Here is a 25,361-nt window from a genome sequence, read left to right on the forward strand (position 1 = left end):
AATGATTTGGGTGGGTGTTTCGCGTTGATCGCGCGCCGCGATCGCGTCGGTGCTGTCGTCATGCGGCGACGACATCGTGCCGCCGATCGGCGCTCGCGACGCGCACCCAGCGCCAGGACGCACTGCGGGTCGTTAAATCGCAACTAACGGTCAATGACCTTGCTCACATCGAAGCGGCGGTTCCCGCCGGGGTGGCTATCGACGAGCGTTATCCGCTCGCGGAAATGGCACACTTCGACAGCGAGCAGGGACGGGGCGACACATGGCGCCTGTGCATTCAGGCGCCGAGCATGGCGGGATCACGAGGTGGCGAGGCCGGCCGGACGAGCCCGAGCCAGCCTCAGGCAAAACCAGATGGCGGGCGGCGTGACGGAGGTTCACCATCGGCGCCGTATTCAACCGGACGGAACGCCTGCCATGCAAATTCATACGCTGACGATCATCGTGCTGGTCTTTCTGCTGGCCGGCGCGGTCAAGGGCATGATCGGCCTCGGGCTGCCGACGATCGCGATGGGGCTGCTGACGCTTGCGATGCCGCCATCGGCCGCCGCGAGCCTGCTGCTCGTGCCGTCGTTCATCACCAATGTCTGGCAGTTGTGGCTCGGCCCGTCGTTCGGACTGCTGCTGCGGCGTCTGTGGCCGCTGCTCGCCGGGCTGGCGATCGGCACGTTGACGGGCGGGCTGCCCGCGCTCGCGGCCGGCAGCGCGTGGACCCATGCGGCACTCGGCGTCGTGCTGGTCGCATACGGCTGCTGGGGACTTGCCGCCGCGCGGCTGCCCGCGCCGGGGCGTCACGAAAAATGGCTGTCGGCCGTGGTCGGCTACCTGACGGGCGTCGTGACGGCCGCGACCGGCGTGTTCGTCGTGCCGGCCGTGCCGTACCTGCAGGCGCTGCGCCTGTCGAAGGACGACCTGATCCAGGCGCTCGGGCTGTCGTTTACCGCGTCGACGATCGCGCTCGGTCTGCAGTTGCACGTGACGGGCGCGCTGCAGACGGTCGATCTCGGCGTATCGGCGCTGGCGCTCGTGCCGGCGCTCGCCGGGATGGTCGGCGGGCAATACGCGCGGCGCGTGATGAGCGAAAAGGCATTCAAGCGCTGCTTCTTCGTCGGGATGATCGCGCTCGGTGCGTACATGGCCGTGACGGGGCTGCGGTAAGCGCCGTGACGGCCGGCACCGTTACAGCTGCGCTTCGATCGCAGCCTTGTCGATCACCGACCAGACCTGCCGGATCCTGCCGTCGTGAAATTCGTAGAACACGTTCTCGGCGAACGTGACGCGCGTGCCGTCCACGGCGAGCCCCATGAACGTCCCTTTCGGCGCACAGGCGAAGCGAAGCCGGCATGCGACGCGCGGCGGTTCGCATACGAGCAGCCGGATGTCGAAACGGAGATCCGGGATGTCGCGGAAATCCTGCTCCAGCATCGCGCGATAACCGGCGAGGCCAAGCGGCCGGTCGTTGTGGATCACGTTGTCGGCGACGTACCGGCCGAGTGCCGGCCAGTCCTGTCGGTTCAGGCAGTCGATGTAGGCGCGGTAGCGTGCGGCGAGGTCGGGTTCGGTCATGGCTGCGGTGTCTCCTCGTGTATCGACCGGGTGTTCCGGATGGTGCGCGACGTTCAGCGTGGCGGCGTTTCGCCCGACAGGTACGACACGAACGCCTGCGTGTATTTCGGCAGCGCGTCGAACGATCGCGCGCAGAGCGTTAGCTTGCGGTGACTCCACGCGTCGGACAGCTCGACGAGCCGCACGTCCATCGTCTGCTGCGCGCGTTCGGCCGCGTGGCGCGACACGATGCCGATCCCCACGCCGCTTTCGATCACGCGGCAGATCGCATCGAAACTCTTCAACTGCACACGGTAGCGAATCCGCTTGCCGAGCGCACGCGCCTGATCCGCGAGATGGACCTGCAGCGCGCTGCCGTCGGTCAGCCCGATGAAATCCGCATCGGCGATTTCGTCGAACGCAACCTTCTCGCGCGCGGCGAGCGGATGCCCGACCGGCACGACCGCGATCAGCCAGTCCTCGCGGAACGGCTTCTGTTCGAGCCCGCCCAGCCCGACCGAATCGGCGACGATGCCGACCTCGGCCGTCTTGTTGCGGATCGCATGCACGATTTCCTGGCTCGAGCGCTCTTCGACGCTGATCGACAGTTTCGGATGATGCGGCAGATACGCGGCGAGCGCGTCGGGCAGGTATTCGCTGAGCGACGCCGTGTTGCACAGCAGCCGGATATGCCCGCGCAGCCCCTGGCCGTATTGCTGCAGTTCGCCGCGCATGTGGTCGATCTGCTGCAGCACCGTGCGCGCGTGGTGCTCGAGCGCCCGGCCCGCCTCGGTCACCTGCGTGCCCGACTTGGTCCGGTGCAGCAGCGGCACGCCGAGCTCGTCCTCCATCCCACGGATGCGCTCGCTTGCCGCCTGCAGCGTGATATGGGTCCGCTCGGCGCCGCTCGTGATCGTGCCGGCTTCGCAGATGTTCAGGAATAGCCGCAGGTCGGTCAGGTCGAAGCGCATGGTCGGTTGGGGCGCGTAAGGATTGGAATGGCCGATAAGTTAGCAGGAACCGCCGCGCCGGTCTCAGGCTGCGCTTGAGGCCCCGTTCGCCGGTTCCGCATTTCCGGGGCGGGATCGAGGCCGGATCATGGCCGCATATCAACCGGGGGAGACCGTCATGCGGGTCGATTCGTCGTGGGGCGTGTCGTTCAAGATCGCGTTGCACCTGCTGTTCCTGTGCATCGGCGTCGCGTGGGCGTGCGCGGAGCTGGTCGACTGGCTGCGTTGAGCGGGCGGCCGGTGCAGGGCGCTTCGGCTGCGCGACGCGGCGATGCGAGAATTGAAAGCCATTCGAAATAATGGCGAGATGGGAAATTTATTCCGCATCGTGCCCGAAAAACCGTCAAGTTTTTCCGGTTTCGATCGTATTACCGGTGACAAGTATCTGCCGGCGCCCGGTTCGTGATCGTTTGTCATCATTGTTTGCATCCGGTTACACGTTGGCCGTTCCGTTTTTGAGATGCTTGAAAGATTGTCAAAACGGAGTCGATCGTCCATGAAGCAGCGCGAGATTTGCCGCAAGTCGGCGTGGCTGTCTGCCCTGGCTGCCGTGCTCGTCATGGCCGGTTGTGCCGGCACGCAGTCCGTTCCGCCGAGCGACACGCTGGCGGGATCGCCGTCGGGCCAGCCCGCCGCCGCGCCGGCGGTCACGCCCGCGGCGCCGCCGCCGGCACCGATTCTCGTCGCGCAGAAGTACGTGGTGAAACGCGGCGACACGCTGACGGGCATCGCGTCCGCGAACGACTGCAGCGTCGCCGACCTGCGCACCTGGAACAAGCTCGACGCGCGCGGCCCGCTGCGCATGGGGCAGGTGCTGCGCATCGTCCGGCAGCAGCCGTTGCAGGCGCGGACTGCGAACGTCGGCACGCAGGTCGCCGCGAACAATTCGACGGGTGCCGCGCAGGCAAGCGCGTCGACGGCGAGCGACCGGCAGGTCGTGCAGGAAACCAAGCGGCATGCGGGCGCGGTGTCGCTCACGTGGCCCGCGCAAGGCAGGATCGTCGACGCGTTCCGGCCGGGGCAGAACCGCGGCATCCAGATCGCCGGCCGGTCGGGCGACCCGGTCCGCGCGGCGGCCGACGGCCGCGTGATGTATGCGGGCACGGGCCTGAACGATTACGGCAGCCTGATCATCGTCCAGCACAACGCGGATTTCCTGACCGCGTATGCGCACAACCGCAAGCTGCTCGTGAAGACCGGCGACATCGTGCGTCAGGGCGACGAGATCGCGGAGATGGGCGACCTCGACAACTCGCGTGTCGCGCTGCTGTTCGAAGTGCGGCGCGACGGCAAGCCCGTCAATCCGATGCCGTACCTGCCTTCGTCGCAGGGCTGAAGCGGGCCACGCCGCTGGAACGCGGCAGCGGTCGCTGCTACGCTAGGGGATGTTCATGCGAGTCCCGCCGCTGCGGGGCCGACGGACGTCTTCGGGGATGCGCGGCGTAGGCCGTCGCGAGCCGGCCGTCGGCGTGAACGCGCGTGCATCGCCGATGCGCGCGTGCGTTGCTCCGTGCCACCGCTTCCGACAGAACACCACACATCCATGGAACACTCTCCGACACGCCGCTCGCTGTTGCTCGCTGCCGTCGCCGCGCCGTTCGTCGCCGCATGCTCGTCGGCGCCCGTCGCCGACCAGGAGCGCGCCCATGCCGCGCAGGCCGAACTCGCCGCGCTCGAAAAAGCATCGAACGGCCGGCTCGGCGTCGCCGCACTCGATACGTCGAACGGCACGCGCATCGCGCATCACGCGCGCGAACGCTTCCCGCTGTGCGGCACCTATGCGGTCGTCGCCGCCGCCGCGATACTCGCGCGCGGTTCGCTCGACGCGTCGCTGCTGCCGCGCCGCATCCTGTATCGCCGTTATGAAGTCGTGGCCGGCTCGCCGGTCACGGAAAGCCATGTCGACACGGGGATGACGATCGCGCAGCTGTGCGCGGCGGTGCTGCAGGCCGGCGACAAGGGTGCGGGAAACCTGCTGATGGGCGTGCTCGGCGGCCCGCAGGCCGTCACGTCGTTCGCGCACGAAAGCGGCGACACCGCGTTCCGGCTCGACCGCTGGGAACCCGAGCTGAACCAGGCCGCGCCCGGCGATGTGCGCGATACGTCGACACCGGTTGCGATGGTCGACACGCTGCAGCGGCTGCTTCTGGGCGACACGCTGCGCGAACCGCAGCGTGCGCAGCTCACCGAGTGGATGACCGGCGCGCGCGGCGCGACCGGGATCGCGGCCGGCGTGCCGCCCGGCTGGCGCATCGCCGACAAAACCGGCACCGGCGGCTATGGCACGACGACCGACGTCGCGGTGCTGTGGCCGTCGTCGCGTGCGCCGATCGTGCTGGCCGTGTCGTTCACGCAGCCGCGTGCCGATGCGGCTGCCCGCGCGGACGTCGTCGCGTCGGCGGCGCGCATCGCGACGGGCGCGCTTGCCGCAACGGCCTGAGCGTTCGGCGCATCTCGCGCAAAGCCGGCGTTTGGCTTATCGTGTCGGTCAGCGCGCGCCGGTGTCGGCGCGCGGTCTTGCCGCGCCGTCCTTCGGCGCGGTCGATCCGTTTACCCGCTTCGTCATGCGCCGACTTCCGCCCCTGCACGCGCTGCAGATCTTCTCGACGGTGGCCCGCCACCGCAGCTTCACGCGTGCGGCCGAGCAGCTGTGCCTCACGCAGGGCGCGGTGAGCCGGCAGATCCAGACGCTCGAGGCACACTACGGTTTTCCGTTGTTCAAGCGGCACGCGAAGGGCCTTACGCTGACGGCGGAGGGCGAGCAATTGCTGCCGGTGGTCAACGAGAGCTTCGCGCGGATCGAGGACATCTCGATGAAGCTCACGCGGCAGCGCACCGATCTCGCGTTGAAGGTGCCGACCTGCGTGATGCGCTGGATGCTGCCGCGCATCATGCGCTTCCAGGGCGAGCATCCCGATCTCCACGTGCAGATCACGACCGTGTGGCAGCACGTCGTCGATTTCTCGACCGAGCCGTTCGATGCGGCGATCGTCTACGGCACGTCGCCGGGCGCGGGTGTATTCGCGGTGCCGCTGTTCGACGAGCGGTTGACGCCGGTATGCGCACCCGAGCTGCGGCAGGCCGCGCCGCTCGATGCGGTCGGCGATCTCGCGCGCCATACGCTGCTGCATCCGACGCGCGACCATCGCGACTGGCGCGCGTGGCTCGATCATGCGGGCGAGCGCACCGTCGATGCGGAGCGCGGGCCGACCTTCGACACGCTCGATCTCGCGACGAACGCGGCGATGCAGGGCTTCGGCGTCGCGATCGGCGACGTGACGCTCGTCGACGACGACGTCAGCGCGCGCCGGCTCGAACGGCCGTTCGACATCGTGCTCGAGACCGGCGCCCGTTATTTCTTCGTCTATCCCGAGAACATCGGCAGCCAGCAGAAGATCCGCGCGTTCAGCGACTGGATCGCCAGCCATCGCGACTGACGCGCGAGGCCGGCCGTGGGCCTTACTGGTACGTCACGACGGCGATCATCGGCGCATGTGCGTTGCCCGGACGGTCGGGTAAAACGATTGCGCGCGAGGCCTGCGTAAAGGTCGTGGTCTTGATCGTGCGCAGGCTGGCCGCGTCGACGAACGCGACTTGCCCGCTTGCCGGGCGCGGGCAGTCGGGGCGCACGCGCGCATGCGCGGCGTCGGCCGTGTCGAGCGCGAACGAGCACGGCGGTTCGACGATCATGCCGGTGAAGTGGATGATGCCGGATGTGCCGGCGGAAAATGATGGGGACGGCGCCAGAAGCGAGGCAGCCAGAACGAACGAGGCGGCGAACAGGCGATGCTTCATGACAGGCTCCAGAGAGGAAGCGCGTCGCAGCGGGGCCGCTCGAATGGCAGTCCGTCAACGCTGCGATGCTGTATGCGTAAACGGCAATTCCATCGAATCCCTTGAATGGATAATCGTAATTATTGGATATAAGCAAATAACGCGGTCTTTCCAGAATCAATTTAGGCCGGATTTGCGAGATAGCAAGTCAGAGTAATGCCGATGTCGTAAGCTCGACGGAGGCACGGCCGGCCGCTGCTGGCCGTCGCTGCGAGTCGTTGCGCAATCAACGGCTCGACAGGGCGACGCGCCGGCGAAGCCGCGCGCATGAAAAAACGGCCGCTCGTGTGACGAGCGGCCGTTCTTGCGCGGCGTGCTTGCGGCAGCGCGATTACCCCGCGCGCTTGCGCACCGCGCCGACGATCACGAGCAGCACGATCGCGCCGATGATCGACGCGATCCAGCCTGCTCCCTGGCCCGGTGCATACCAGCCGGCGGCGCGGCCGACGTAGCCCGCGACGAGCGAGCCGACGACGCCGAGAACGACCGTCATCAGGATGCCCATCTTGTCGTCGCCCGGCTTCAGTGCGCGGGCGAGGAGGCCGACGATGAGCCCGACGACCAGGGTTTCGATGAATTGCAGCATGAACGCCTCCCTATTGCTGTTGAGCTGTTGACGAAAGGAATGGACTCGCGCGGCGCGCCGGGGTTCCATGCGGCGGCGAACCGGCGCGCGGCGTGCCGAGTATCGCACGCCGCCACGTCACGCGAATGTCAGGTCGCGACGAGGTGCGCCGACGTCATTCATTGATAGTCGAGCAGGACCTGCGCCGCGGCATGAACCGAACCGCCGCCGACTTTCGCGCCCGTTTGCAGGTAGGACGCGCGGAGCCGGATCGACGACGATCCGCCGGTGGCCCGGTTGTAGCCCGTCACCGTGTGCGACTTCCCGAGCGGCAGCGGCTGGCCGGTCGCTGCGTCGGCGATCTGGATGCCGATGCCGCTGGCCGTGGCATCCGGGCGCAATTGCATTCCGCCGGGCGTGCCGGTGACGACGTCGTCCAGCGGAGCCAGTTGATAGCCGATCCGGTTGTAGCCGGCCGGGCAGTTGTTCAACTGCACCTGGAAATCCGTCGCGCCGGCGGTCGAACCGACGCCGTTGAACACGCGATGCTGCACGGGCGGCAGCGTGACGGTCTGGTCGGGAATCGAGCACGTTCCGTTGATGAAACTGACCTGCGCGGCAAGAAAGACCGGGTTCGACGCGCCGAGGAGACCGGACTTGTAGTAGATGGTGTAGTAGGCGCTGAGCGTGCCGGCATTGAGCGACCCGTCCTGCGGCTGCCGGCTGTCGCGAAACAGTACGACTTCGAGCGTGTTGCGCAAGGTCGCCTTCGTTGACGAGACGGCGACCTTGCCGTCGACGACCATGCGCGTGGACAGGCCCGACACGTTGGTTTCCAGATCGGGGCCGTCGGACGTCCACATGCTGCCTTTCGGATACATCTTGATGCTCGTGATCTGGCAGGTGCTCGCGCCGCAAACGTCCTGCGGCGTGAAGTAATGACGCGCGACGACCGTGCCGGTCGCGGCGTTCGCGGGGCTGGAAATGGTTGCCTGCCCGAACGCATAGAGGGAGCTTGCGGCCGCGGCCGCGCCGGTCGAGCATGCGAGCAGAAGCGACGCAGCGACTGCGATCGGGCGAAACGGGCGGCGGACAAGGCAGCGACGTGCATTGCGCCTGCGCGCCGTGCCTGCCGGGATCGTGACTCGGGTCAATGCGGACGATTGGCGAAAGTGGGACATAGGGATTCCTTACTGAATGTCGGTGGTCGTCGAGTCGGGCTGGCAAATACTCTTCACGGTCCGGATGCCCGACGATTGCCGGCGATGTTCCGCGAGGGGCAGGTCATATGCGATTCGGCAGATCGAGCGGGAATCGGCGCCCCATTGAACCGTCAGCGAGCCGCTATCGGCGAGCCCGCGCGCGAAGATCTTGCTCGCCTGGCCGACGACGCCGACTTCCTTGCCGTTCTCGTCGTGCACGGCGGCACCGAACGGCAGCGGCGTGCCGTCTGCCTGGCGCGCCTGAACGAGCGCCGCGCGGCCGGTGTCGGTCGCGAACCGGATCAGCGGCACCGCGCCGGCGCGCGGCGCGATCTGCCTGCTGGTTTCCTTCAGTTCGACGTCCATCGAAATGCCCTTCGGATCGAGCGCGATCGTATTGAGGCTGTATGGCGTCAGGTACGGCACGACCGCATAGCCGTTGCCGTCGACCTTGACGCCCGCCGCGTTCGTGATGCGCGCGCCGGCCGCGCCCGGCGCCTCGACGATCGCGAACGTCTCGGATACCGGCTGTGAGAATGTGATGCCGCCGCGGTGTGCAACCAGCGCGCCGCGCACGCCGAGCGAGCCCTGCTGGAAATCCGTGCTCGCGCCCGCGCTGGCGTTGACTTCGGCCACGCGCGTACGGTACGTGACGTTGCCGCTGCCGTCCGTGACCGCGTTCGGTCCGGACGCGTGGTTCGCGCTGACGCTGTACGACAGCGCGTGGTCGTCGCCGAGCGATCCGGACAGCGTCGACTGCAAGCGCGTGCGGCCAAGCGTGTCGCGCGACACGTTGCCCGAGACGGTCATCGGGCGTTCGCGGCCGAACGGGATCGTGACGCTGGCGTAATAGAGCGTGCTCATGTCGCCGCCGGCATTGCGCTGCCGCGTGGCCGTCAGGCTGTAGGACACGTTGCGGAACTGGTTCGTATAGCCGACCGAGTAGTTGATGTCCGAGCCGGGCCGGTTCCAGTAGTTGACGGCCGATGCCGTGGCATTGATGCGTCCGCCGGTCGCGCCGAGGCGCTGCGTGAGCACGAGCGACGCGCGATGGCGCTGACGCCAGACCGCGTGGGTCGAGCGGTCGTTGCGCGCGGCGTCGCGTGCCTGCATCGCGTCGTCGAGGCCGAAATAGCCGTCCGTCGAATAACGATACGCGGCGAGTGCGATGTCGGTGCCGGTCGCATCGACCGACTTCGCATAGCTGACGCGCACGCTCGAACCGCTGTAGCGCTTCGCGCCGGGGATTGCGGTCAGCGCATGCGTGACGTCCGCGCCGAACGCGCCGAACGACGTGTTGAACGCGCCGCCCAGCATCGCCGACGCGTAGCCGCCGGCGAGTGTGACGCCGCCATAGCCCGTCAGCAGGTTGGTCAGGCCGCGCTGGTAGGTGGCCTGCGTGAACAGCGGCTGGCTCGAGCCGCGAGGATTGCGCAGCGTGCCCGCGACGAAGCTGTAGCGGCCGATGCCGGGCCGCAGCGACATCGGCACGGCGGCGTAGGGCACGGAGAACGTGTGCACGGAGCCGTCGGCCTCCTCGACCGATACCTGCAAGTCGCCGCCGTACCCGGTCGGGTACAGGTCGTCGATTTCGAAATTGCCGGGCGCGACCGTCGTCTCGTAGATCGTGACGTCGTTCTGGCGGACCGTTACCTTCGCGTTGCTGTTCGCGATGCCGCGCACCACCGGCGCATAACCGCGCAGCGAGTCGGGCAGCATCCGGTCGTCCGTCGACAGGCGCACGCCGCGGAACGGCGTCGAGTCGAACAATTCGCCCGACGTGTAGCTTTCGCCGATGACGAGTTGCGACGACAGCGACGGCAGGTCGCGCTGCAGATAGGTCGCGAGGCCCTGGTACCGGCTCTCGCCGCGCGACGACCATGAATAGGAGCCTTCGTGGCGAAAGCGCCAGTTGCCGATATTCACGCCGCCGTTCAGGCCGAGATAGCCTTGCGTTTGCGCGGTGTGGCCGCTGGCCTTCGACGTGTAGAGGTTGAAGTTGTAGCCGAGCAGACCGACGGTTTCGCCGGAGGTCCATTGATCGGGGCTCACGTAGCCGCGTGCCTTGCGCGCGAGCGACGCCTGCGGGATCGACAGCCTCAGCGTCTGTCGCGTGAAGTCGAATGCCGCACTGGCGCCCGGCACGACTTCCTCGATTCGCAGGCATGCGTCGTTGCCGTCCAGTCGCGCGACGACGTCCGGCGCGAGCTTGCCGAAATCGACGCCGACACGCTCGAGCAGCGTGCGGTCGAAGCACGGACGCGCGTCGCCCGAATCCGGCGCGGCCACGAAGCGCACGTCGTAGCGGCCGATCCAGTCGGGACCGACATGCACGTCGGCGGTATACACGCCAGCGGCCGTCACGTTGCGCCGGGCGAAGCGCGACACGTCGAAATCCCTGCCCAGGCGATTCTGCATGAATGCGCCGTCGAACTCGACTTGCGCGAGCGAGCGTTCGGCGGCAGCCGGTGTCGTCGCGCGGCCATCGGCGGACCACGCGGCGACACAGGCCGCCACCAGCAGGTGGATCGGCTTGACGCGCGGCAAGTCGGCCGCGCCGCGGTGCGGCAGTCGAGTCGGGGTCATGCGCAATACTCCAGAAAGTTTCGGGGCGAGCGGGCGCGTTTCGCCGGCGCAGGCGTGCGGACGCGCTGCGCTGCGGCGGTGAGTGGCAAATCCGGGTTGTCTGTCCGGGCTGACCGGGACGGCCGAAGTGGCGTCGGACGAAAGAGGCGGCGCGCCCGGCGCGTCGTGGATGCGTGCTGCCGGCGTCGGTCGCGTTACGGTTCGACGCTGACCGGACGTTCGATGTCGGTCGCACGCCCCCAGTCGTTGATGCTGCCGAATTCGACGGTTGCACCCGCGGCGGGCGCGCCGGCGAGATCCTTGATCGGGAACCGTTGCGTGCCGCGCGGCAGCACGTAGCCCATGCCCGCGTCATGCTTGCGGCCGGCCGACTTCAGCAGCACGTTGCCGAAATTGACGACGAACGGCGTCGGATTGCTGGCTTCGAGCGCGTAGCCGCCGTCGACACGAACCACGCGCCAGTCGAGCTGCATGGGAGCGTCGTCGACATTACCGGCCAGCCCGGCGGGGCGATACATGATCTTGATGCGCGAGCGGAACGCCAGCTGGATGCGGTTGCGGTCTTCTGCCACGGACGCCTTCGGCGGCACTTCGAGCACGTTCAGCCAGAACAGCGATTCCCGATCGGCGGGAAGCGGTTCGCCGGTGTGCACGAGACGCAGCGCCTGGCCGTTGCCGGCTTCCATCCGGAAGACCGACGGCGTCAGCGTGAACGGCACGTCGATGTTCTCGGGCAGCGCGCGGCTGTCGCCATCGTCGAGCCAGGCCTGCACCAGCGCCGGACGCTTGCTGTCGTTCGTGAGCTGGATCGTGACCTCGCGCTCGCTGGACGGGAAGATGACGCGCGTGCCGGCGATCACGACGCTCGCGTCGGCTTGCGACGCGAAGGCGGCGACGGCGAGGGTCAGCGTACGGAAGAGCTTCAACAGTTTCATGGGCGTGCGGACTCGGATCGTGGGGGCAGGGAGCGGGCGGATCGACGGATTCCGCGCCGCACGGCGTGACGCGTGGAGACTGCCGGAGCGGCAACCTCCATGCCTCGTCCTTACTGGTAGATCAGCGAGTACTCGACACGCGAACTGACGTCCCCGGCCTTCACGGCGCCCGCGGCGTAGTACTCGGCGAAGTAGTTCAGCTTCGCCTTGCCGTCGGCATCGATCGCGGCCATCTCGGTGCTCGCGCCGGTTTGCGCGCCAACCGGAATCAGCTTCTGTTGCGAATCCAGCACGTTGATCTGGACACCTTCGGCGGCCTTGGCGCCCGTGTCGACCGTCAGTCGGCCGCTCGACTGATCGACGTTCGTGCCGTTTTCGAACATGACGCCGACCTTCACCGGATTTCCATCGCCGACCGCGCAGCCCGTGAGCGCCAGCGAGAACGCGCTGCGACCGGCGACGGAGCCGACATCGGCGAGTGCCGTGGTGCTGACCGGCGGCAGCGGGACGGTGAGATCCGAACCGCCTTCGACGCTGCACGTCGACGCGATAACGTTGCCGCGGAAGTCGATGGTGCCGTCAGCCGCGTAGGCCGCGGACGAAACGGCCGCGCTCGCGGCGACGAGCAGGAACGGAATGGCGCTGCGCTTGATGATGCTCATATTTAAATCTCCAGATAAACGTCGGTTTTAGAAAGCGCAAATTGAATTTAAATATTCGAATGGCGCGTTTCGGTTGAAATTATGGTGGCCATGTAATGAATTTGTAATGCGACTAGTACGAAGCGTTATATTTTTCTAATGAGACAAGTACTAAATTTGTTATTTGCCGGGATCGGCATTCAGGCGGGCAGCGGCGTGGGGGCCGCTGATGAACGGCATGCGATTCGGCCCCGTCATCGGAAATCGATCGGCGCGGCTGTATCGGTCGCGCTATTCGAAGCGGACGGGAATTGAAATATCGGGCGGGTGGCGGGCGAGGACGTGCGGTGTGCCGTGCGGCGCAATCACGTCATGCCGGGAAGGCTCGCGCGAGCGCGCGGCCTCAATATCATGCGCGCCGCGCGTCAGGCCGCGGGCGTGTCGATTGCCGGGCCGAGGCGGCGATAGCCCTCGGTCGCACGCAGCAGCGTGCGCGTGTAATCGCGTGCGACCTGTCCGGCGCGCACGTCCTCGATCCGCAGCTGTTCGACGATCTCGCCATGCTGCATCACCGCGACGCGCTGGCACAGGAAGCCGATCACCGCGAGGTTGTGGCTCACGAGGATCATCGTCAGGTTGCGTTCGCGATGCAGGCGCCGCAGCAGGTTCAGGATCTCCGCCTGCACCGACACGTCGAGCGCGGAGGTCGGCTCGTCGAGCAGCAGCACGCGCGGCTCGACGATCAGCGCGCGCGCGATCGCGACACGCTGGCGCTGGCCGCCCGACAACTGGTGCGGATAGCGGAAGCGGAACGCCGGGCCGAGCCCGACCTCGGACAGCGCGCGGGCGATGCGCGCGTCGGCGTCGTCGATCTTGTGGATCGACAGCGGCTCGCGCAGCGTCTGGTCGACCGTGAAGCGCGGATGCAGCGACGCGTACGGATCCTGGAACACCATCTGCACCTGGCGGCGGAATGCGCGATCAGGCGTGCCGCCGACCGGCCGTCCGTCGATCGACAGGCTGCCGCCCGCGAGCGGCACGAGGCCGGTCAGCGCGCGCAGCAGCGTCGACTTTCCGGAGCCCGATTCGCCGACGAGTCCGAACACTTCGCCGTCGCGTACCGCGAAGCTCGCATCGCGCACGGCGTCGACATGGCCCGTGCGGGTCGGAAAACGGATCGAGGCGTGATCGACGTCGATCATCGTGCGGCCTCCTGAGGTTCATTCGGGGATCGCGCGGGCGAAACGGCGTTCAGCCACGCCGGATCGCGCCGCAGCACGGGCAGTTCGTCGGGCGGGTTCGTGAGCGGCGGATTCGCCGCGAGCAGCCCGCGCGTGTACGGATGCGTCGCATCGCGCAGGTCGCGCGCGGCGCAGGTTTCGACGACGCGGCCCGCATACATCACCGCGACGCGATCGCAGAACGACATCACGAGCGGCAGGTCGTGGCTGATGAACATCAGGCCCGTGCCGTGCCGCGCGATCATCGCATCGAGCACCGCCAGCACCTGCATCGACACCGCGACGTCGAGCGCGGAGGTCGGTTCGTCGGCGATCAGCAGGCGCGGGCCGGTCGACACCATCATCGCGATCATCACGCGCTGGCCCATGCCGCCCGACAGCTCGTGCGGATACGCATCGGCGACGCGCGCCGGATCGCGGATCTGCACGGCCGCGAGCGCATCGACGATCCGCTCGCGCAGCGCGCGGCCGCGCAACCCCGGTTCGTGCAGCCGGAACGCTTCGCCCATCTGCTTCGCGACGGTCATTACCGGGTTCAGCGAATACTTCGGATCCTGCAGGATCATCCCCATCTGGCTGCCGCACAGGCGCCGGCGCTCGCGCGCCGACATCGCGAGCAGGTCGTGGCCCGCGAAGCGCATCGTGCGGGCCGAGCAGTGCGCGGCTTCGGGCAGCAGGCCGAGCAGCGCGCGGCCCGTCAGCGACTTGCCGGAACCCGATTCGCCGACGATGCCGAGCCGTTCGCCGGGCGCAAGCGTCAGCGACAGGTCGCGCACCGCGTCGGTGACGACACCGTCGTGCCCGCGAAAGCCGATTTTCAGGCCGTCGATCTCGCAGAGCGGCGCGGGTGCGTTGACGGAATTCAGTGACATGTCACGCTCCATGACGCGGATCGAAGACGTCGCGCAGCCCGTCGCCGAGCAGGTTGAACGCGAGGCTGACGAGCAGGATCGCGATGCCGGGCAGCGTCGCGACCCACCACGCGTCGAGCAGCACGTTGCGGCCGGACGCGACCATGAAACCCCATTCGGGGCTCGGCGGCTGCGCGCCGAGGCCGAGGAAACCCAGCCCCGCGACGGTCAGGATGATGCCGGCCATGTCGAGCGTCGCGCGCACGATCACCGACGACATGCACAGCGGCACGATGTAGCGCAGCAGGATCCGCGGGCCCGACGCCCCTTGCAGCCGCGCCGCATGGATGTAGTCGGCCTGCGCGATGCGGATCGTCTCCGCACGCGCGAGCCGCGCATACGCGGGCCACGCGGTGATCGAGATCGCGACCACCGCGTTGATCACGCCGGGCCCGAGCGCGGCCGCGAACGCGAGCGCGAGCACGATCTTCGGGAACGCGAGCGCGATGTCGGTGATGCGCATCAGCACGCTGTCGACGAAGCCGCCGCAATAGCCGGCCGTCGTGCCGATCATGAGGCCGATCGGCACGACGATCACGACGACGAGCAGCGCGATGCCGAGCGTGAGGCGCGAGCCGCCGATCAGCCGCGAGAGGATGTCGCGGCCGAGCTGGTCGGTGCCGAGCCAGTACGATGCCGAGCCGGGCGGCAGCAGGCGGTCGGACAGCACCTGGCGCAGCGGATCGTGCGGCATGATCAGCGGGCCGACGATCGCGACGACGATCAGCGCGACCAGGATCGCGAGCCCGAACAGGTTGAGCGGATTGACCGCGAAGCGGCGCCAGCGGCGGTACGCGAGGCCGAACGCGGCCTGCGAGCGCGATGCGGGCGCGTCGGAAAGAAGCCACGCGCGCAGCGTGAGACGCTCGGCATTCATGGTCGGACGGCCTTCGGCATGGACGGGGAAAGAAGCACGATGGAAGCGGTCATGTCGATGCGGCCCTCAGCGCGCACGCGGATCGAACACGCGGTACAGCGCGTCGGTCAGCAGGTTGACGGTGATGAACATCGCGCCGATCACGAGCGTCGCGCCGAGCACCGCGTTCATGTCGGCGTTCAGCAGCGCGCCCGTCAGGTACGAGCCGAGCCCCGGCCACGCGAACACGATCTCGGTCAGCACCGAGCCTTCGAGCAGGTTGCTGTACGTGAGCGCGATCACGGTCAGGAGCGGCACGGCGATGTTGCCGAACGCATGCCGCCAGATCACGCGGCGCTCGGACAGGCCCTTCGCGCGCGCGGTGACGATGTATTCCTGGCTCAGCTGGTCGAGCATGAACGAGCGCGTCATCCGGCTCAGGTACGCGACCGAGTAGTAGCCGAGGATCGCGGCCGGCAGCGCGATGTGCGACACCGCGTTGCGGAACACGTCCCACTCGCCCGCGAGTGCCGCGTCGATCAGCAGGCTGCCCGTGCGCGGGTCGACCATGCCGTCGTACACGGGATCGAGCCGGCCGGGGCCGCCGACCCAGTGCAGCCGCGCATAGAACAGCAGCAGCCCCATCAGCCCGAGCCAGAACACCGGCACCGAATTGCCGATCAGGCCGACGAAGCGCGCAAGGTGGTCGATCGGCCGGTTGTGCTTCACCGCGGCCGCGACGCCGAGCGGCACGCCGATCGCGATGCCGATCAAGGTCGCGATCGTCGCGAGTTCGAGCGTGGCGGGAAATACGCGCCGGATGTCGTCGAGCACCGGGTTCGACGTCAGCAGCGACATGCCGAGATTGCCGTGCAGCACGTCGCGCGCGTAGATCAGGAATTGCGTGACGAGCGGCTTGTCGAGACCGAGCGCGATGCGCTCGGCCGCGTACGCCTCGGCCGACGCGCGATCGCCGAGGATCGCGAGCACGGGATCGATCGGCACCTTGCGGCCGATCACGAACGTCAGCGCGAGCAGCCCCGCGAACGTGACGGCGAGCGTGAGCGCCCAGCGCAGCACGCGCAGCGCCCAGCGCACGGCCGGGTGCCGCGCGGACAGCGTGCGCAGTGCTTCGAGGGAGGAGGCGGGAGTCGACATGCGGCGAATCTTATTGCTTCTTCAGGTTACGGTACGACACGAGATCGTTGATCGGCCCGACTTCGAGCCCGCTCACGCCGGGCCGCGTCGCGACCTGCGCGACTTTCTCGAACATGATCACGAACGGCGAGCGCGCGAGCAGCGCCTTCTGCATCGCCTGATACCGTTGCGCGCGTTGCGCGGCGGTCGGCTCGGCGAGTGCGGCGTCGGTTTCCTTCGTCAGTTGCGGAATGTCCCAGCTGTTGCGCCAGGCCAGCATTTTATAGCTCGACTTGTCGGAGTTGTCGGGGTTCCATGCAAAACCCTGCGCGTTGCTGTGCGGGTCGATGTAGTCCGCCGACCATTCGCCGATGTAGATGTCGTGCTGGCGCGCGCGGTATTTCGCGAGCGTCTGCTTGTTGTCGCCGGGGATCAGCTGCACCTTGACGCCGGCTTGCGCGAAGTTCGCCTGCACGGCCTGCGCGATCTCCGTGTACGGATAGTCGTTGCGCACGTCCATCGTCACCGAGAAGCCGTTCGGCACGCCGGCCTTCGAGAGCAGCGCCTTCGCCTTCGCGACGTCGAGCTTGTACGGGTTCGAATTCAGCGTGCCGAGGAAGCCTTCCGGCAGGAAGGTCTGGTGCACCTTGTAGGTCGTCTTCACGACGTTGGCCTGGATACCGGAATAGTCGACCAGCCACTTCAGCGCTTCCTGCACGTCGGGCTTCGCGAGCGTCGGGTTCTTCGTGTTCAGGCCGAGATACAGCAGCGTCGCCTGCGGCGATGCCGCGACCTTCGCCTTGCCGGATTTCACGACCGACGCGAGATCGTCGGGGCTCAGGTCGCGCGCCGCGTCGACGTCGCCGTTTTCCAGCAGCAGCCGCTGGCTTGCCGCTTCGGGCACATGGCGCAGCACGATGCGCTTCATCGCGAGCGGCAGCCGGTAGCCGTCGAAGCGCTGCAGCACGATGCTGTCGCCGGCGCTCCACTTGACCAGCTTGTAGGCGCCCGAGCCGGCCTCGTTGGTCTTCAGCCATGCGTTGCCGAAATCGTTGCCCTGCTGGTGCGACAGCAGCAGCTTCTTGTCGACCACCGACGCGGGCCAGGAGCCGAGCACGTTCAGCACGAAGGTCGGCGCGTACTTGTGGTCGGTCGTGATCGACACCGTCTGGTCGTCGAGCTTCTTCACGTTCGCCGCGACGTTCGCCTTCGTGAGGCCGATGCCGGTCAGCACGGCGGCCGGACCCTTGTCGAGCAGCACCGCGCGCTGGATCGACCACGCGACGTCGTCGGCCGTCAGCGGGTTGCCCGAGTGGAACTTGAGACCCGAGCGCAGCTTGAACGTATAGGTCAGCCCGTCGGGGCTCACCGTCCACGACTGCGCGACATCGCCGTTGAATTTCGACGGATCGCGCAGGTTGACGCGCACGAGCCGGTCGTATGTGTTCGCGACGTATTCCTCCGGCACCAGCTCGTAGATCTCGCCGGGATCGAGCGTCGTGAATTCGTCGAGCAGCGTGGCCATCACGAACATGTCCTTCGGCGTTTCCGCGTGCACGGCGCGAAGCGGAACGGCGGCGAGCACGCACGCGGCAGCCAGCGCCGCGACGAGCCGGGATGTCTGGGGTTTCATGGGCGCTTCTCCATCGGTCGTTGAAGTCGTTGAACGTGAACGGTGAGGGGAACGTGCATCGTCGTTACATCAGCCGCCACGGGCCGCTCGCCGCGTTGTCGATCTGCGGCAGCGCGCGCGAACCGGGCAGCTCGTAGTGCCACCACTCGCTGTCGATATGCGCGAAGCCGGCCGCATGCATCACGCCGAGCAGCAGCAGCCGGTTGCGTTGCACGGCTTCGCGCAGCCCCGCGTGGAAGTGGCCCGACGCGGCCACCATCTCGTCGAAACCGGTGCCCATGTCGAGCGGCTCGCCGTTCGCGCCAACGAGCGTCAGGTCGAGCGCGGTGCCGCGGCTGTGGTTCGAGCCGCGGCCGAGATCGGCGACGAAGTTCGGATCGGGCAGGAAATCCCACAGCACCTGCTGCGCCTGCGGCGGCCGGTACGCATCGTAGATGCGCAGCGTGAAGCCGGCCTGCGCGGCGACGTCGACCGCGCGACGCAGCGCGGCTTCGGCCGGCTCGAGCAGCAGGCAGTGCGCGCGCCGGTAGATCGGCTTGCCGGTCAGGTTGCGCTCGGTCGCGTAGACGAGGTCGATCTCGACGCGATGCGTGGCGGGCGTGATTTCGACGAGGCGGTGACGGTTCATCGGCGGTTCGGGTTCGCTCAGGATTCGAATTGGTCGAATGTGCGCTGCAGCTCGCGGTTGCGCGCGACGCGCCGGTCGATCGCGGGACCGAGGCGGTCGACCACGGCGGTGATCAACAGGTTGAACAGGCAGGTGAGCGGCGCGAGCGAATCCCAGAACTGACCGACGTCGGTCTTCACCTGCAGCAGGTCGGCCGGCCATTCGCGCGCCCACGGGCAATAGAGATCGGTGACCAGCGCGAACGGCTGGCCGCGCTCGGCGGCCGCCTGGCAATAGCGGCGCGCGCTACGCGAATAGGCGCGCGTATCGGTGACGATGCAGTACGGCCGCTCGAACTCGGAATTCAGCGAATCGACGTACGAGCCCGACTGGCCGTCGGAATAGAACACGCGCGGGCGCAGGTATTCGAGATAACTGCTGAACGCATTGCTGATGCCGCGGGTCGACTGGATACCGAGGATGAACACGGCGTCGGCATGCGCGATCCGGTCCGCGACCTGAGCGAACACCGGCTCTTCCGCGAGCCGGTACACGTGGCGGATCGCGTCGAGTTCGCGATCGAGCGACGATGCCAGCGTGCCGTCGCTGCGGTTGCCGTCGTCGGCGGTCGTGGGTGCGGCTGCGGTGCGGCGGTATTCGTCGAGGCGATCGGTGATCATCCACGGGCGGTCGCTGCCGCCGCGCAGCTCGCGTTTCAGGTCGTCGAGGTTCTGGTAGCCGACGCTGCGCAGGAAGCGTCCGACCGAGATGCCGCTGGTGCCGGCCTGCTGCGCGATCTGGTCGGCCGTCTCGAGCCCGAGCCGGTCGAGGTTCGCGAGCATGTAGCTCGCGATGCGCTTCGCGGTCGGCGTCAGTTCGGCAAAGCGGGATTCGACGGTATGGGCGAACGCGCAGGTCATCGAGCTGTTAGATGTTTGTCATCTGATGATTTGGTGTCATTCATCTAACAAAGCCAAAATCATTCGCGCCAGCAGATAAAAACTATGGTTGGGGCAGGGTGATAGGGTTGGGCAGGCTCCGCTAACGACAGGAGGGGTTATGTACGGCAGCGGGCAAATTATTCCTGTCAGACATATTCGGCGCATATCTCTGACAGGAATAATTTGCGTTTATGTTTGTCAGAGATATACTGCGTTTATTGCCTACTGGACTCCATGCCGTGAATTTCATCGTCAATACCCCCACGCAACTGGGTGAGATCCTGTCGTCTGCGCGTCAGGAGAACGGGCTGACGCAAGCCGAGGCGGCGGCGCGCATCGGCGTCGGCCAGTCGCGCCTGTCGTCGCTCGAGACCACGCGCACCGCAAGCCTGTCGTTCAGCCAATTGCTCGAGTTGACCGCGTTGTACGGTCTCGAACTCAGCATCCGGTCGAAAGGCGGGCGCGACACCGGCGACGTCGAGTGGTAAGCGATGGGGCGTAAATCGCATACCCGCGCACTATCGATCTGGGCCAACGGTCAGCGGGTCGGAACCTGGCGGATTCCCGCGCGCGGCGACATGGAGTTGCGGTATGACGCCGGCTGGAAGCAGTCGGATGCCGGCCGCCCACTGTCGCTGTCGCTGCCGTTCGGCGTCGGCGATGCACCGTTGCGCGGCGAGCGCGTGAATCACTACTTCGACAATCTGCTACCCGACAGCGACGCGATTCGCCGCCGGCTCGCGTCCCGGTTCGGCACGGCAACGATCGAGCCGTTCGATCTGCTTGCCGCGCTCGGACGGGACTGCGTCGGTGCTGTTCAGCTGCTCGGCGAGGACGAAACGCCGATGGGTCATGGCCGGATCGATGGTACCCCGTTGTCGGACGACGAGGTGGCGCGCGCGCTTGATCAGGCGAGCGGGGTGGCGGGCGGTGCGGAGGATGATGACGACTTCCGTCTGTCCCTGGCCGGCGCACAGGAAAAGACCGCGCTGTTGTTTCACGACGGGCGGTGGATGCGCCCGCATGGCGCGACGCCGACGACGCATATTCTCAAGTTGCCGCTCGGACTGGTCGGCAACAAGCGCGCGGATCTCACGGCATCCGTCGAAAACGAGTGGCTGTGCCTGGAGATCCTGCGCGCGTACGGTTTGCCGACGGCCGATGCCGAAATCGTGTGTTTCGGCGAACACAAGGTGCTGTCGGTCGCGCGCTTCGATCGTGCGTTGCATCGTGACGGCGGATGGCTGTTGCGCTTGCCTCAAGAGGATTTCTGCCAGGCGCTCGGCGTGCCGCCGCATCTGAAATACGAATCGCAGGGCGGCCCCGGCGTGCCCGATCTTGCGGCCATCCTGCGTCGGTCGGAAACGGCGCAGGCCGACCTCGACACGCTGTTCACCGCGCTGGTCGTGTTCTGGATGCTCGCCGCACCGGACGGGCATGCGAAGAACTTCAGCCTGCGCCTGTTGCCGCGCGGCCGTTTCCGCCTGACGCCGCTCTATGACGTGATGTCGATCTGGCCGGTCGAGGGAGACGGCGCGAACCAGTGGTCGTGGCACAAGGCGAAGCTTGCCATGGCCGTACACGGCAAGCGGAAGCACTATGCGATGCGCGACATCACGCGCCGGCACTTCAGCGCGATGGCCGAACATTGTCTGCTCGGCGATATCGCGACGCCGATCGTCGAGCGGCTCGTCGCTGCGACACCGCACGTCATCGAGTCGGTCGGCGCGGCGCTGCCGGCCGGGTTTCCGGCGAGGATCGCCGAGCGCATTCTGGGCGGATTGCGCTTCGCCGCGCAGCGCCTCGCCGACATGCCGCGCACCTGACGTCGGGTGGCAGGCACCCGACGCATCACCTGCCGCGAGTAGACGAGCAGCGGCGATGGTGACTGGACGGGGGCGTGATGTATCCGATGCGGGCGGCAACCGGGTCGGACGGCGCCGGCGTGCCGTCCGACAGCGCGAACGGCGCACCGAGGCGACCGGGCCGCAACCGCGGCTGGCCGGCCTTATTTGGCCAGCGTCCGGTACGACACGAGGTCGTTGATCGGCCCGATCTCCGGCCCGGTCGTGCCGGGGCGCGTCGCGACCTGCACGACCTTCTCGAACATGATGATGAACGGCGAGTTCGCGAGCACGGACTTCTGCAGCGCCTCGTAGCGCTGCGCGCGCTTCGCGGGCGACGGTTCGACGAGCGCGGCCTCGGTGTCCTTCGTCAGCTGCGGAATGTCCCAGCTGTTGCGCCACGCGAGCATCTTCGTCTTCGACTGGTCGGAATTGTCAGGATTCCATGCGAACCCGCGCGCGTTGCTGTTCGGGTCCATGTAGTCGGGCGACCATTCGCCGATGAAGATGTCGTGCTGGCGTGCGCGGTACTTGCCGATCGCCTGCTTCGCATCGCCCGGGATCAGCTTCACGCGGATGCCGCCCTGCGCGAAGTTCGCCTGCAGCGCTTGCGCGATCTCGATGTACGGATAGTCGTTCGGCATGTCCATCGTCACGTCGAAGCCGTTCGGCAAGCCGGCCTTCGCGAGCAGCGCCTTCGCCTTCGCGACGTTCTGCTTGTACGGGTTCGAATTCAGCGTGCCGAGGAAGCCTTCGGGCAGGAAGGTCTCATGCACCTTGTAGGTGGTGCTGACGATGTTGCGCTGGATGCCGTCGTAGTCGACGAGCCACTTCATCGCCTGCTGCACGTCAGGCTTCGCGAGGTTCGGGTTCTTCGTGTTCAGGCTCAGGTACAGCAGCGCGGACACGGGCCACGATGCGACCTTGATCTTGCCGGCCTTGGTCAGCGCAGCGAGGCTGTCGGGGCTCAGGTTGCGCGCGGCGTCGACGTCGCCGTTCTCCAGCAGCAGCCGCTGCGCGGACGCCTCGGGCACGTGGCGCAGCACGATGCGCTTCATCGGGTACGGCGCGCGGTACTTGTCGAAACGCTGCAGCACGATGCTCTCGTTCGGCGTCCACTTGACGAGCTGGTACGGGCCCGAGCCCGCGTCGTTGGTCTTCAGCCAGCCGCTGCCGAAATCGTTGCCCTGCTGGTGCGACAGCAGCAGCTTCTTGTCGAGGACCGACGCCGGGCATGCGCTCAGCACGTTGAGCACGAAGCTCGGCGCGTACTTGCGGTCGGTTTCGAGTACGAAGGTCTGCGGGTCGACCGCGCGCACCTTCTGCATCACGTTCGCCTTCGTGAGGCCGAGATCGGCGAGCACGCCGGCCGGGCCCTTGTCGAGCAGGATGGTGCGCTGCAGCGACCACGCGACGTCGTCGGCGGTGACCGGGTTGCCGGAGTGGAAGGCGAGACCGGGGCGCAGCTTGAACGTGTAGGTGATGCCGTCGGCGCCGACCGTCCACGATTGCGCGATCTGCCCGTCGAAGCGCGTCGGGTCCTTCAGGTCGACCCGCACGAGCCGTTCGTAGGTGTTCGCGACGTACTCGGACGGCACGAGCTCGTAGATTTCGCTCGGATCGAGGGTCGTGAATTCGCCGAGCTGGGTGGCGACGACGAAAATGCCGGGCGGCGTCGCGGCCTGCGCCGGCAGCGCCGGAACGAGGGCGACGAGCGCGGCGCTGACGAACAGCCGGGACAGCAGGTGCTTCATGCGGGCTCCGTGGAAAGGGAATCGTGGTGCGATTCTCTCATCGACGGCAGCCCGGATGAAAATATTCGACAGGCGCGCATGACAGCGCCCGCGGCGGGGCTTGCGGGCCGGGCACGATACCCGGCACCGGCGGCGCTCAGATCACGCAGCGCGCGATCGCGAAGCGCATCGCTTCCTCGGCTGGCTCGCTGCCCGAGCCGCGCACGACCTTGACGACCGAACCGTGGCCCGACGGCGTGAGCGTGACGAAGTACGAGCGCGATCCGACGGTGATGTCGGTCACGCCGTTGTGCTGCGACTGCTCGGTGCCGGACAGGCGGCTGTCGAGGCAGTTCGCGATCGCGTGGGCCGGACGCGCCGACGACACGTAGATCATCGGCGCCGAGCCGGATGCGGCCGAGTTGGACGAGGGCGCGGAACCGCACGCGGCGAGCAGGGCGGCGGGAAGGAGCAGCAGGAATCGTTTCATGATCGGAATCGTCGTGTGTCTCGTGTCGAGGCTGGGGCGCGGGGTATGCGAAACGCGGAGCTTCGCGACGAAACCGCCGGAATCGTGCCGTTCTTGACGGTCGATACGGGCGGCGGCTGACGTCGGAGTATACCCGCGGCACTTGACACGCAAGGCCTGCTGAAACGATTCGATACAACAACAAGCGCCCGCTGTCGCGCGGCGGCAGCGGGCGTTTCAAGCGATGGCGAATCGACGCTTGCCGGCGTTACTGGCCGATCTTGTGGCTGACCGCGTTTTCCTGCTGGTTCAGCACGTGCTTTTCGCTCTGCGTAATGTGGCCGCGATCCTGCACGGCCATGTCCCGCTCTTCATGGCGGATCTTGCGGTCGTCACGGTGCAGGCGCGCGGCCTGGGCGTGCGACATCTCGCCTTCCTTCACTTCGTGATGGATCCGGCGATTCTGGTTGGCGAGGCGCTGGTTGACCGCTTCGCGGCGCGGATGCGCCTGCTGCCACGGCGTTTCGGCGAACGCGGTGCCGGTCAGCACCGACATCAGGGCGGCGGCGATCGCGAGATGGCGGGTAAGGGCTCGCATGACGTTTTCTCCTGTCGTTGCGCGTCCGAATCATGGGCGCTTGTCGAAAAAACGCTGTGCGGGCCCCGGCTGTTGACGTTTCTCGCTGTATCGATTGCAAGTCTTTATTACGCCCGCGATCGCCCGGTGCGATGCGGGGGGGGCGTCAGGTGAGCCGATAGGCCGGGCCGGGCGTCACTTCGGCGGGCAGCGGCTCGCGGTTCAGTTCGAGCAGCGTGCGCTCGATCATCCGCGTCATCGCATCGAGTGCGAGGTGGTTCGGCCCGTCGCCGAATGGCTCGGCGATCGCATGGGCGATCGCGTCGAGCGCGATCAGCGTATAGGCGACGAACACGGTGACGAACGGCGTCGCTGCGCCGATCGAGTCGACGAGGCCGAACGGCAGCAGCACGCAATACGCGTAGATGGTCCGGTGCAGCAGCACGTCGTACGAGAACGGGATCGGCGTCGATGCGATGCGCTCGCAGCCGCTCACCATCGACACGAGATCGTCGAGGCGCGCGTCGAGCATCCAGAGTCGCGTATCGGCGAGACGGCCCGCGTTGGCGCGCGCGGCGAAGGCTTCGCGCAGTTCGTGAACGATCGCGATCGGTGCAAACCGGGCAGCGACGATGCGCGTATAGGTACCGTCGTCGAGCAGGGTGCGCAGGTCCGCCGCCGGATCGGTGCCGCGCAACTGATGCTTGAGCGCATAGACGAACGCGACGACCTTGCGCACGAACGCCTGCCGCGCAGCATCGTCGTCGTCGATCGCGCCGTAGCAGAGCGCCTGCGACACCAGCGTGCGCGTGGCGGTCAGCACGCCGCCCCACAGCTGCCGGCCCTCGCGGTAGCGTTCGTAGCTCGCGTTGTTGCGAAACCCCGCGAAGATCGCGAGCGTGAGGCCGATCAGCGTGAACGGCGTCGGGTTCAGCGGCACCTTCTCGCCGAGCACGCGGCCGCCGCCCCACACCGCGACGATGCTGATCGCGAGCGTCAGCACGAGCTGCGGCAGGATGGTCGGCAGCACCGAGCCGTTCCAGACGAGCAGCATCCGCAGCCAGTGCTCGCGCGGACGAACGATCATCGCCGCG

26 protein-coding genes and 1 pseudogene are annotated in these 25,361 nt (G+C 67.2%); 8 read left to right on the forward strand and 19 right to left on the reverse strand.

Annotation, left to right across the window (positions count from 1 at the left end):
• Positions 1 to 28: 28 nt before the first annotated feature.
• Positions 29 to 257: pseudogene (locus tag AC1Z3W_RS07800) on the forward strand (aldo/keto reductase); the annotation flags it as partial.
• Positions 258 to 417: 160 nt separating this feature from the next.
• Complete coding sequence (locus tag AC1Z3W_RS07805; RefSeq protein ID WP_057924912.1) at positions 418 to 1,158, forward strand: sulfite exporter TauE/SafE family protein; 741 nt, start codon at positions 418 to 420, stop codon at positions 1,156 to 1,158.
• 21 nt (positions 1,159 to 1,179) lie between these two features.
• Here AC1Z3W_RS07805 and AC1Z3W_RS07810 read toward each other — a convergent pair whose 3' ends face one another.
• Together AC1Z3W_RS07810 and AC1Z3W_RS07815 are read right to left on the reverse strand one after the other, a co-directional pair.
• The gene (locus AC1Z3W_RS07810) at positions 1,180 to 1,566 is read right to left on the reverse strand and encodes an ester cyclase (protein ID WP_057924913.1); all 387 of its coding nucleotides are present in this window, start codon (positions 1,564 to 1,566) and stop codon (positions 1,180 to 1,182) included.
• A 53-nt stretch (positions 1,567 to 1,619) separates the two neighbouring features.
• Complete coding sequence (locus AC1Z3W_RS07815) at positions 1,620 to 2,516, reverse strand: LysR substrate-binding domain-containing protein (RefSeq protein ID WP_057924914.1); 897 nt, start codon at positions 2,514 to 2,516, stop codon at positions 1,620 to 1,622.
• 127 nt (positions 2,517 to 2,643) lie between these two features.
• Here AC1Z3W_RS07815 and AC1Z3W_RS07820 point away from each other — a divergent pair, with 127 nt between their 5' ends.
• From AC1Z3W_RS07820 to AC1Z3W_RS07835, 4 genes are all read left to right on the forward strand, one after another.
• Positions 2,644 to 2,784, forward strand: a complete 141-nt coding sequence (locus AC1Z3W_RS07820) for a hypothetical protein (RefSeq protein WP_160327437.1) — start codon at positions 2,644 to 2,646, stop codon at positions 2,782 to 2,784.
• Positions 2,785 to 3,051: 267 nt separating this feature from the next.
• Entirely contained in the window at positions 3,052 to 3,891 is an 840-nt protein-coding gene (locus AC1Z3W_RS07825; protein WP_057924915.1) for a peptidoglycan DD-metalloendopeptidase family protein, read from the forward strand.
• A gap of 207 nt (positions 3,892 to 4,098) precedes the next feature.
• The gene (gene bla, locus AC1Z3W_RS07830) at positions 4,099 to 4,995 is read left to right on the forward strand and encodes a class A beta-lactamase (RefSeq protein WP_483507392.1); all 897 of its coding nucleotides are present in this window, start codon (positions 4,099 to 4,101) and stop codon (positions 4,993 to 4,995) included.
• Between the two features lie 124 nt (positions 4,996 to 5,119).
• The gene (locus AC1Z3W_RS07835; RefSeq protein WP_057925167.1) at positions 5,120 to 5,992 is read left to right on the forward strand and encodes a LysR substrate-binding domain-containing protein; all 873 of its coding nucleotides are present in this window, start codon (positions 5,120 to 5,122) and stop codon (positions 5,990 to 5,992) included.
• Positions 5,993 to 6,014: 22 nt separating this feature from the next.
• Here the strand turns inward: AC1Z3W_RS07835 and AC1Z3W_RS07840 are convergent, their stop codons facing one another.
• From AC1Z3W_RS07840 to sapR, 13 genes are all read right to left on the reverse strand, one after another.
• Positions 6,015 to 6,350: a type 1 fimbrial protein gene (locus AC1Z3W_RS07840; protein ID WP_483507393.1), complete on the reverse strand. Its 336-nt coding sequence runs from the start codon at positions 6,348 to 6,350 to the stop codon at positions 6,015 to 6,017.
• A gap of 370 nt (positions 6,351 to 6,720) precedes the next feature.
• The gene (locus AC1Z3W_RS07845) at positions 6,721 to 6,975 is read right to left on the reverse strand and encodes a GlsB/YeaQ/YmgE family stress response membrane protein (RefSeq protein ID WP_057924918.1); all 255 of its coding nucleotides are present in this window, start codon (positions 6,973 to 6,975) and stop codon (positions 6,721 to 6,723) included.
• A gap of 158 nt (positions 6,976 to 7,133) precedes the next feature.
• Positions 7,134 to 8,135: a fimbrial protein gene (locus AC1Z3W_RS07850; RefSeq protein WP_057924919.1), complete on the reverse strand. Its 1,002-nt coding sequence runs from the start codon at positions 8,133 to 8,135 to the stop codon at positions 7,134 to 7,136.
• A 9-nt stretch (positions 8,136 to 8,144) separates the two neighbouring features.
• Positions 8,145 to 10,742, reverse strand: coding sequence for a fimbria/pilus outer membrane usher protein (locus tag AC1Z3W_RS07855; protein WP_483507394.1), 2,598 nt, complete (start codon positions 10,740 to 10,742; stop codon positions 8,145 to 8,147).
• Between the two features lie 194 nt (positions 10,743 to 10,936).
• The gene (locus AC1Z3W_RS07860) at positions 10,937 to 11,677 is read right to left on the reverse strand and encodes a fimbrial biogenesis chaperone (RefSeq protein WP_057924921.1); all 741 of its coding nucleotides are present in this window, start codon (positions 11,675 to 11,677) and stop codon (positions 10,937 to 10,939) included.
• Positions 11,678 to 11,787: 110 nt separating this feature from the next.
• Positions 11,788 to 12,339, reverse strand: a complete 552-nt coding sequence (locus AC1Z3W_RS07865; protein ID WP_057924922.1) for a fimbrial protein — start codon at positions 12,337 to 12,339, stop codon at positions 11,788 to 11,790.
• A gap of 404 nt (positions 12,340 to 12,743) precedes the next feature.
• Positions 12,744 to 13,520: an ABC transporter ATP-binding protein gene (locus AC1Z3W_RS07870; RefSeq protein WP_057924923.1), complete on the reverse strand. Its 777-nt coding sequence runs from the start codon at positions 13,518 to 13,520 to the stop codon at positions 12,744 to 12,746.
• A complete protein-coding gene (locus tag AC1Z3W_RS07875) occupies positions 13,517 to 14,431 on the reverse strand; it encodes an ABC transporter ATP-binding protein (protein ID WP_483507395.1) in 915 nt (304 codons plus the stop codon). The genes AC1Z3W_RS07870 and AC1Z3W_RS07875 overlap by 4 nt, the downstream gene beginning before the upstream one ends.
• 1 nt (position 14,432) lies before the next feature.
• Positions 14,433 to 15,347: a nickel transporter permease gene (gene nikC, locus AC1Z3W_RS07880; protein ID WP_175824560.1), complete on the reverse strand. Its 915-nt coding sequence runs from the start codon at positions 15,345 to 15,347 to the stop codon at positions 14,433 to 14,435.
• 66 nt (positions 15,348 to 15,413) lie between these two features.
• Positions 15,414 to 16,484 (reverse strand): ABC transporter permease, encoded by a 1,071-nt coding sequence (locus AC1Z3W_RS07885; protein ID WP_483507396.1) that lies wholly within the window; start codon positions 16,482 to 16,484, stop codon positions 15,414 to 15,416.
• A gap of 10 nt (positions 16,485 to 16,494) precedes the next feature.
• On the reverse strand, positions 16,495 to 18,096 hold the full coding sequence (locus AC1Z3W_RS07890; protein ID WP_483507397.1) for an ABC transporter substrate-binding protein: 1,602 nt from the start codon (positions 18,094 to 18,096) through the stop codon (positions 16,495 to 16,497).
• 64 nt (positions 18,097 to 18,160) lie between these two features.
• Entirely contained in the window at positions 18,161 to 18,724 is a 564-nt protein-coding gene (ddpX, locus tag AC1Z3W_RS07895) for a D-alanyl-D-alanine dipeptidase (RefSeq protein ID WP_483507398.1), read from the reverse strand.
• Between the two features lie 17 nt (positions 18,725 to 18,741).
• Entirely contained in the window at positions 18,742 to 19,623 is an 882-nt protein-coding gene (sapR, locus tag AC1Z3W_RS07900; RefSeq protein ID WP_124832254.1) for a sap1 transcriptional regulator SapR, read from the reverse strand.
• A gap of 260 nt (positions 19,624 to 19,883) precedes the next feature.
• Here sapR and AC1Z3W_RS07905 point away from each other — a divergent pair, with 260 nt between their 5' ends.
• Positions 19,884 to 20,132: a helix-turn-helix domain-containing protein gene (locus tag AC1Z3W_RS07905; RefSeq protein ID WP_175824563.1), complete on the forward strand. Its 249-nt coding sequence runs from the start codon at positions 19,884 to 19,886 to the stop codon at positions 20,130 to 20,132.
• A 3-nt stretch (positions 20,133 to 20,135) separates the two neighbouring features.
• On the forward strand, positions 20,136 to 21,470 hold the full coding sequence (locus AC1Z3W_RS07910; RefSeq protein WP_175824564.1) for a type II toxin-antitoxin system HipA family toxin: 1,335 nt from the start codon (positions 20,136 to 20,138) through the stop codon (positions 21,468 to 21,470).
• A gap of 182 nt (positions 21,471 to 21,652) precedes the next feature.
• Here the strand turns inward: AC1Z3W_RS07910 and AC1Z3W_RS07915 are convergent, their stop codons facing one another.
• The 4 genes from AC1Z3W_RS07915 to AC1Z3W_RS07930 form a co-directional block, all read right to left on the reverse strand.
• Positions 21,653 to 23,242, reverse strand: a complete 1,590-nt coding sequence (locus AC1Z3W_RS07915; protein ID WP_057924932.1) for an ABC transporter substrate-binding protein — start codon at positions 23,240 to 23,242, stop codon at positions 21,653 to 21,655.
• Positions 23,243 to 23,378: 136 nt separating this feature from the next.
• A complete protein-coding gene (locus tag AC1Z3W_RS07920) occupies positions 23,379 to 23,711 on the reverse strand; it encodes a hypothetical protein (RefSeq protein WP_057925168.1) in 333 nt (110 codons plus the stop codon).
• Between the two features lie 247 nt (positions 23,712 to 23,958).
• On the reverse strand, positions 23,959 to 24,288 hold the full coding sequence (locus AC1Z3W_RS07925) for a hypothetical protein (protein WP_057924933.1): 330 nt from the start codon (positions 24,286 to 24,288) through the stop codon (positions 23,959 to 23,961).
• Positions 24,289 to 24,433: 145 nt separating this feature from the next.
• A complete protein-coding gene (locus AC1Z3W_RS07930; protein WP_057924934.1) occupies positions 24,434 to 25,354 on the reverse strand; it encodes a bestrophin family protein in 921 nt (306 codons plus the stop codon).
• Positions 25,355 to 25,361 lie beyond the last annotated feature (7 nt).

The sequence above is a fragment of the Burkholderia sp. 10_S31 genome (assembly GCF_056930375.1).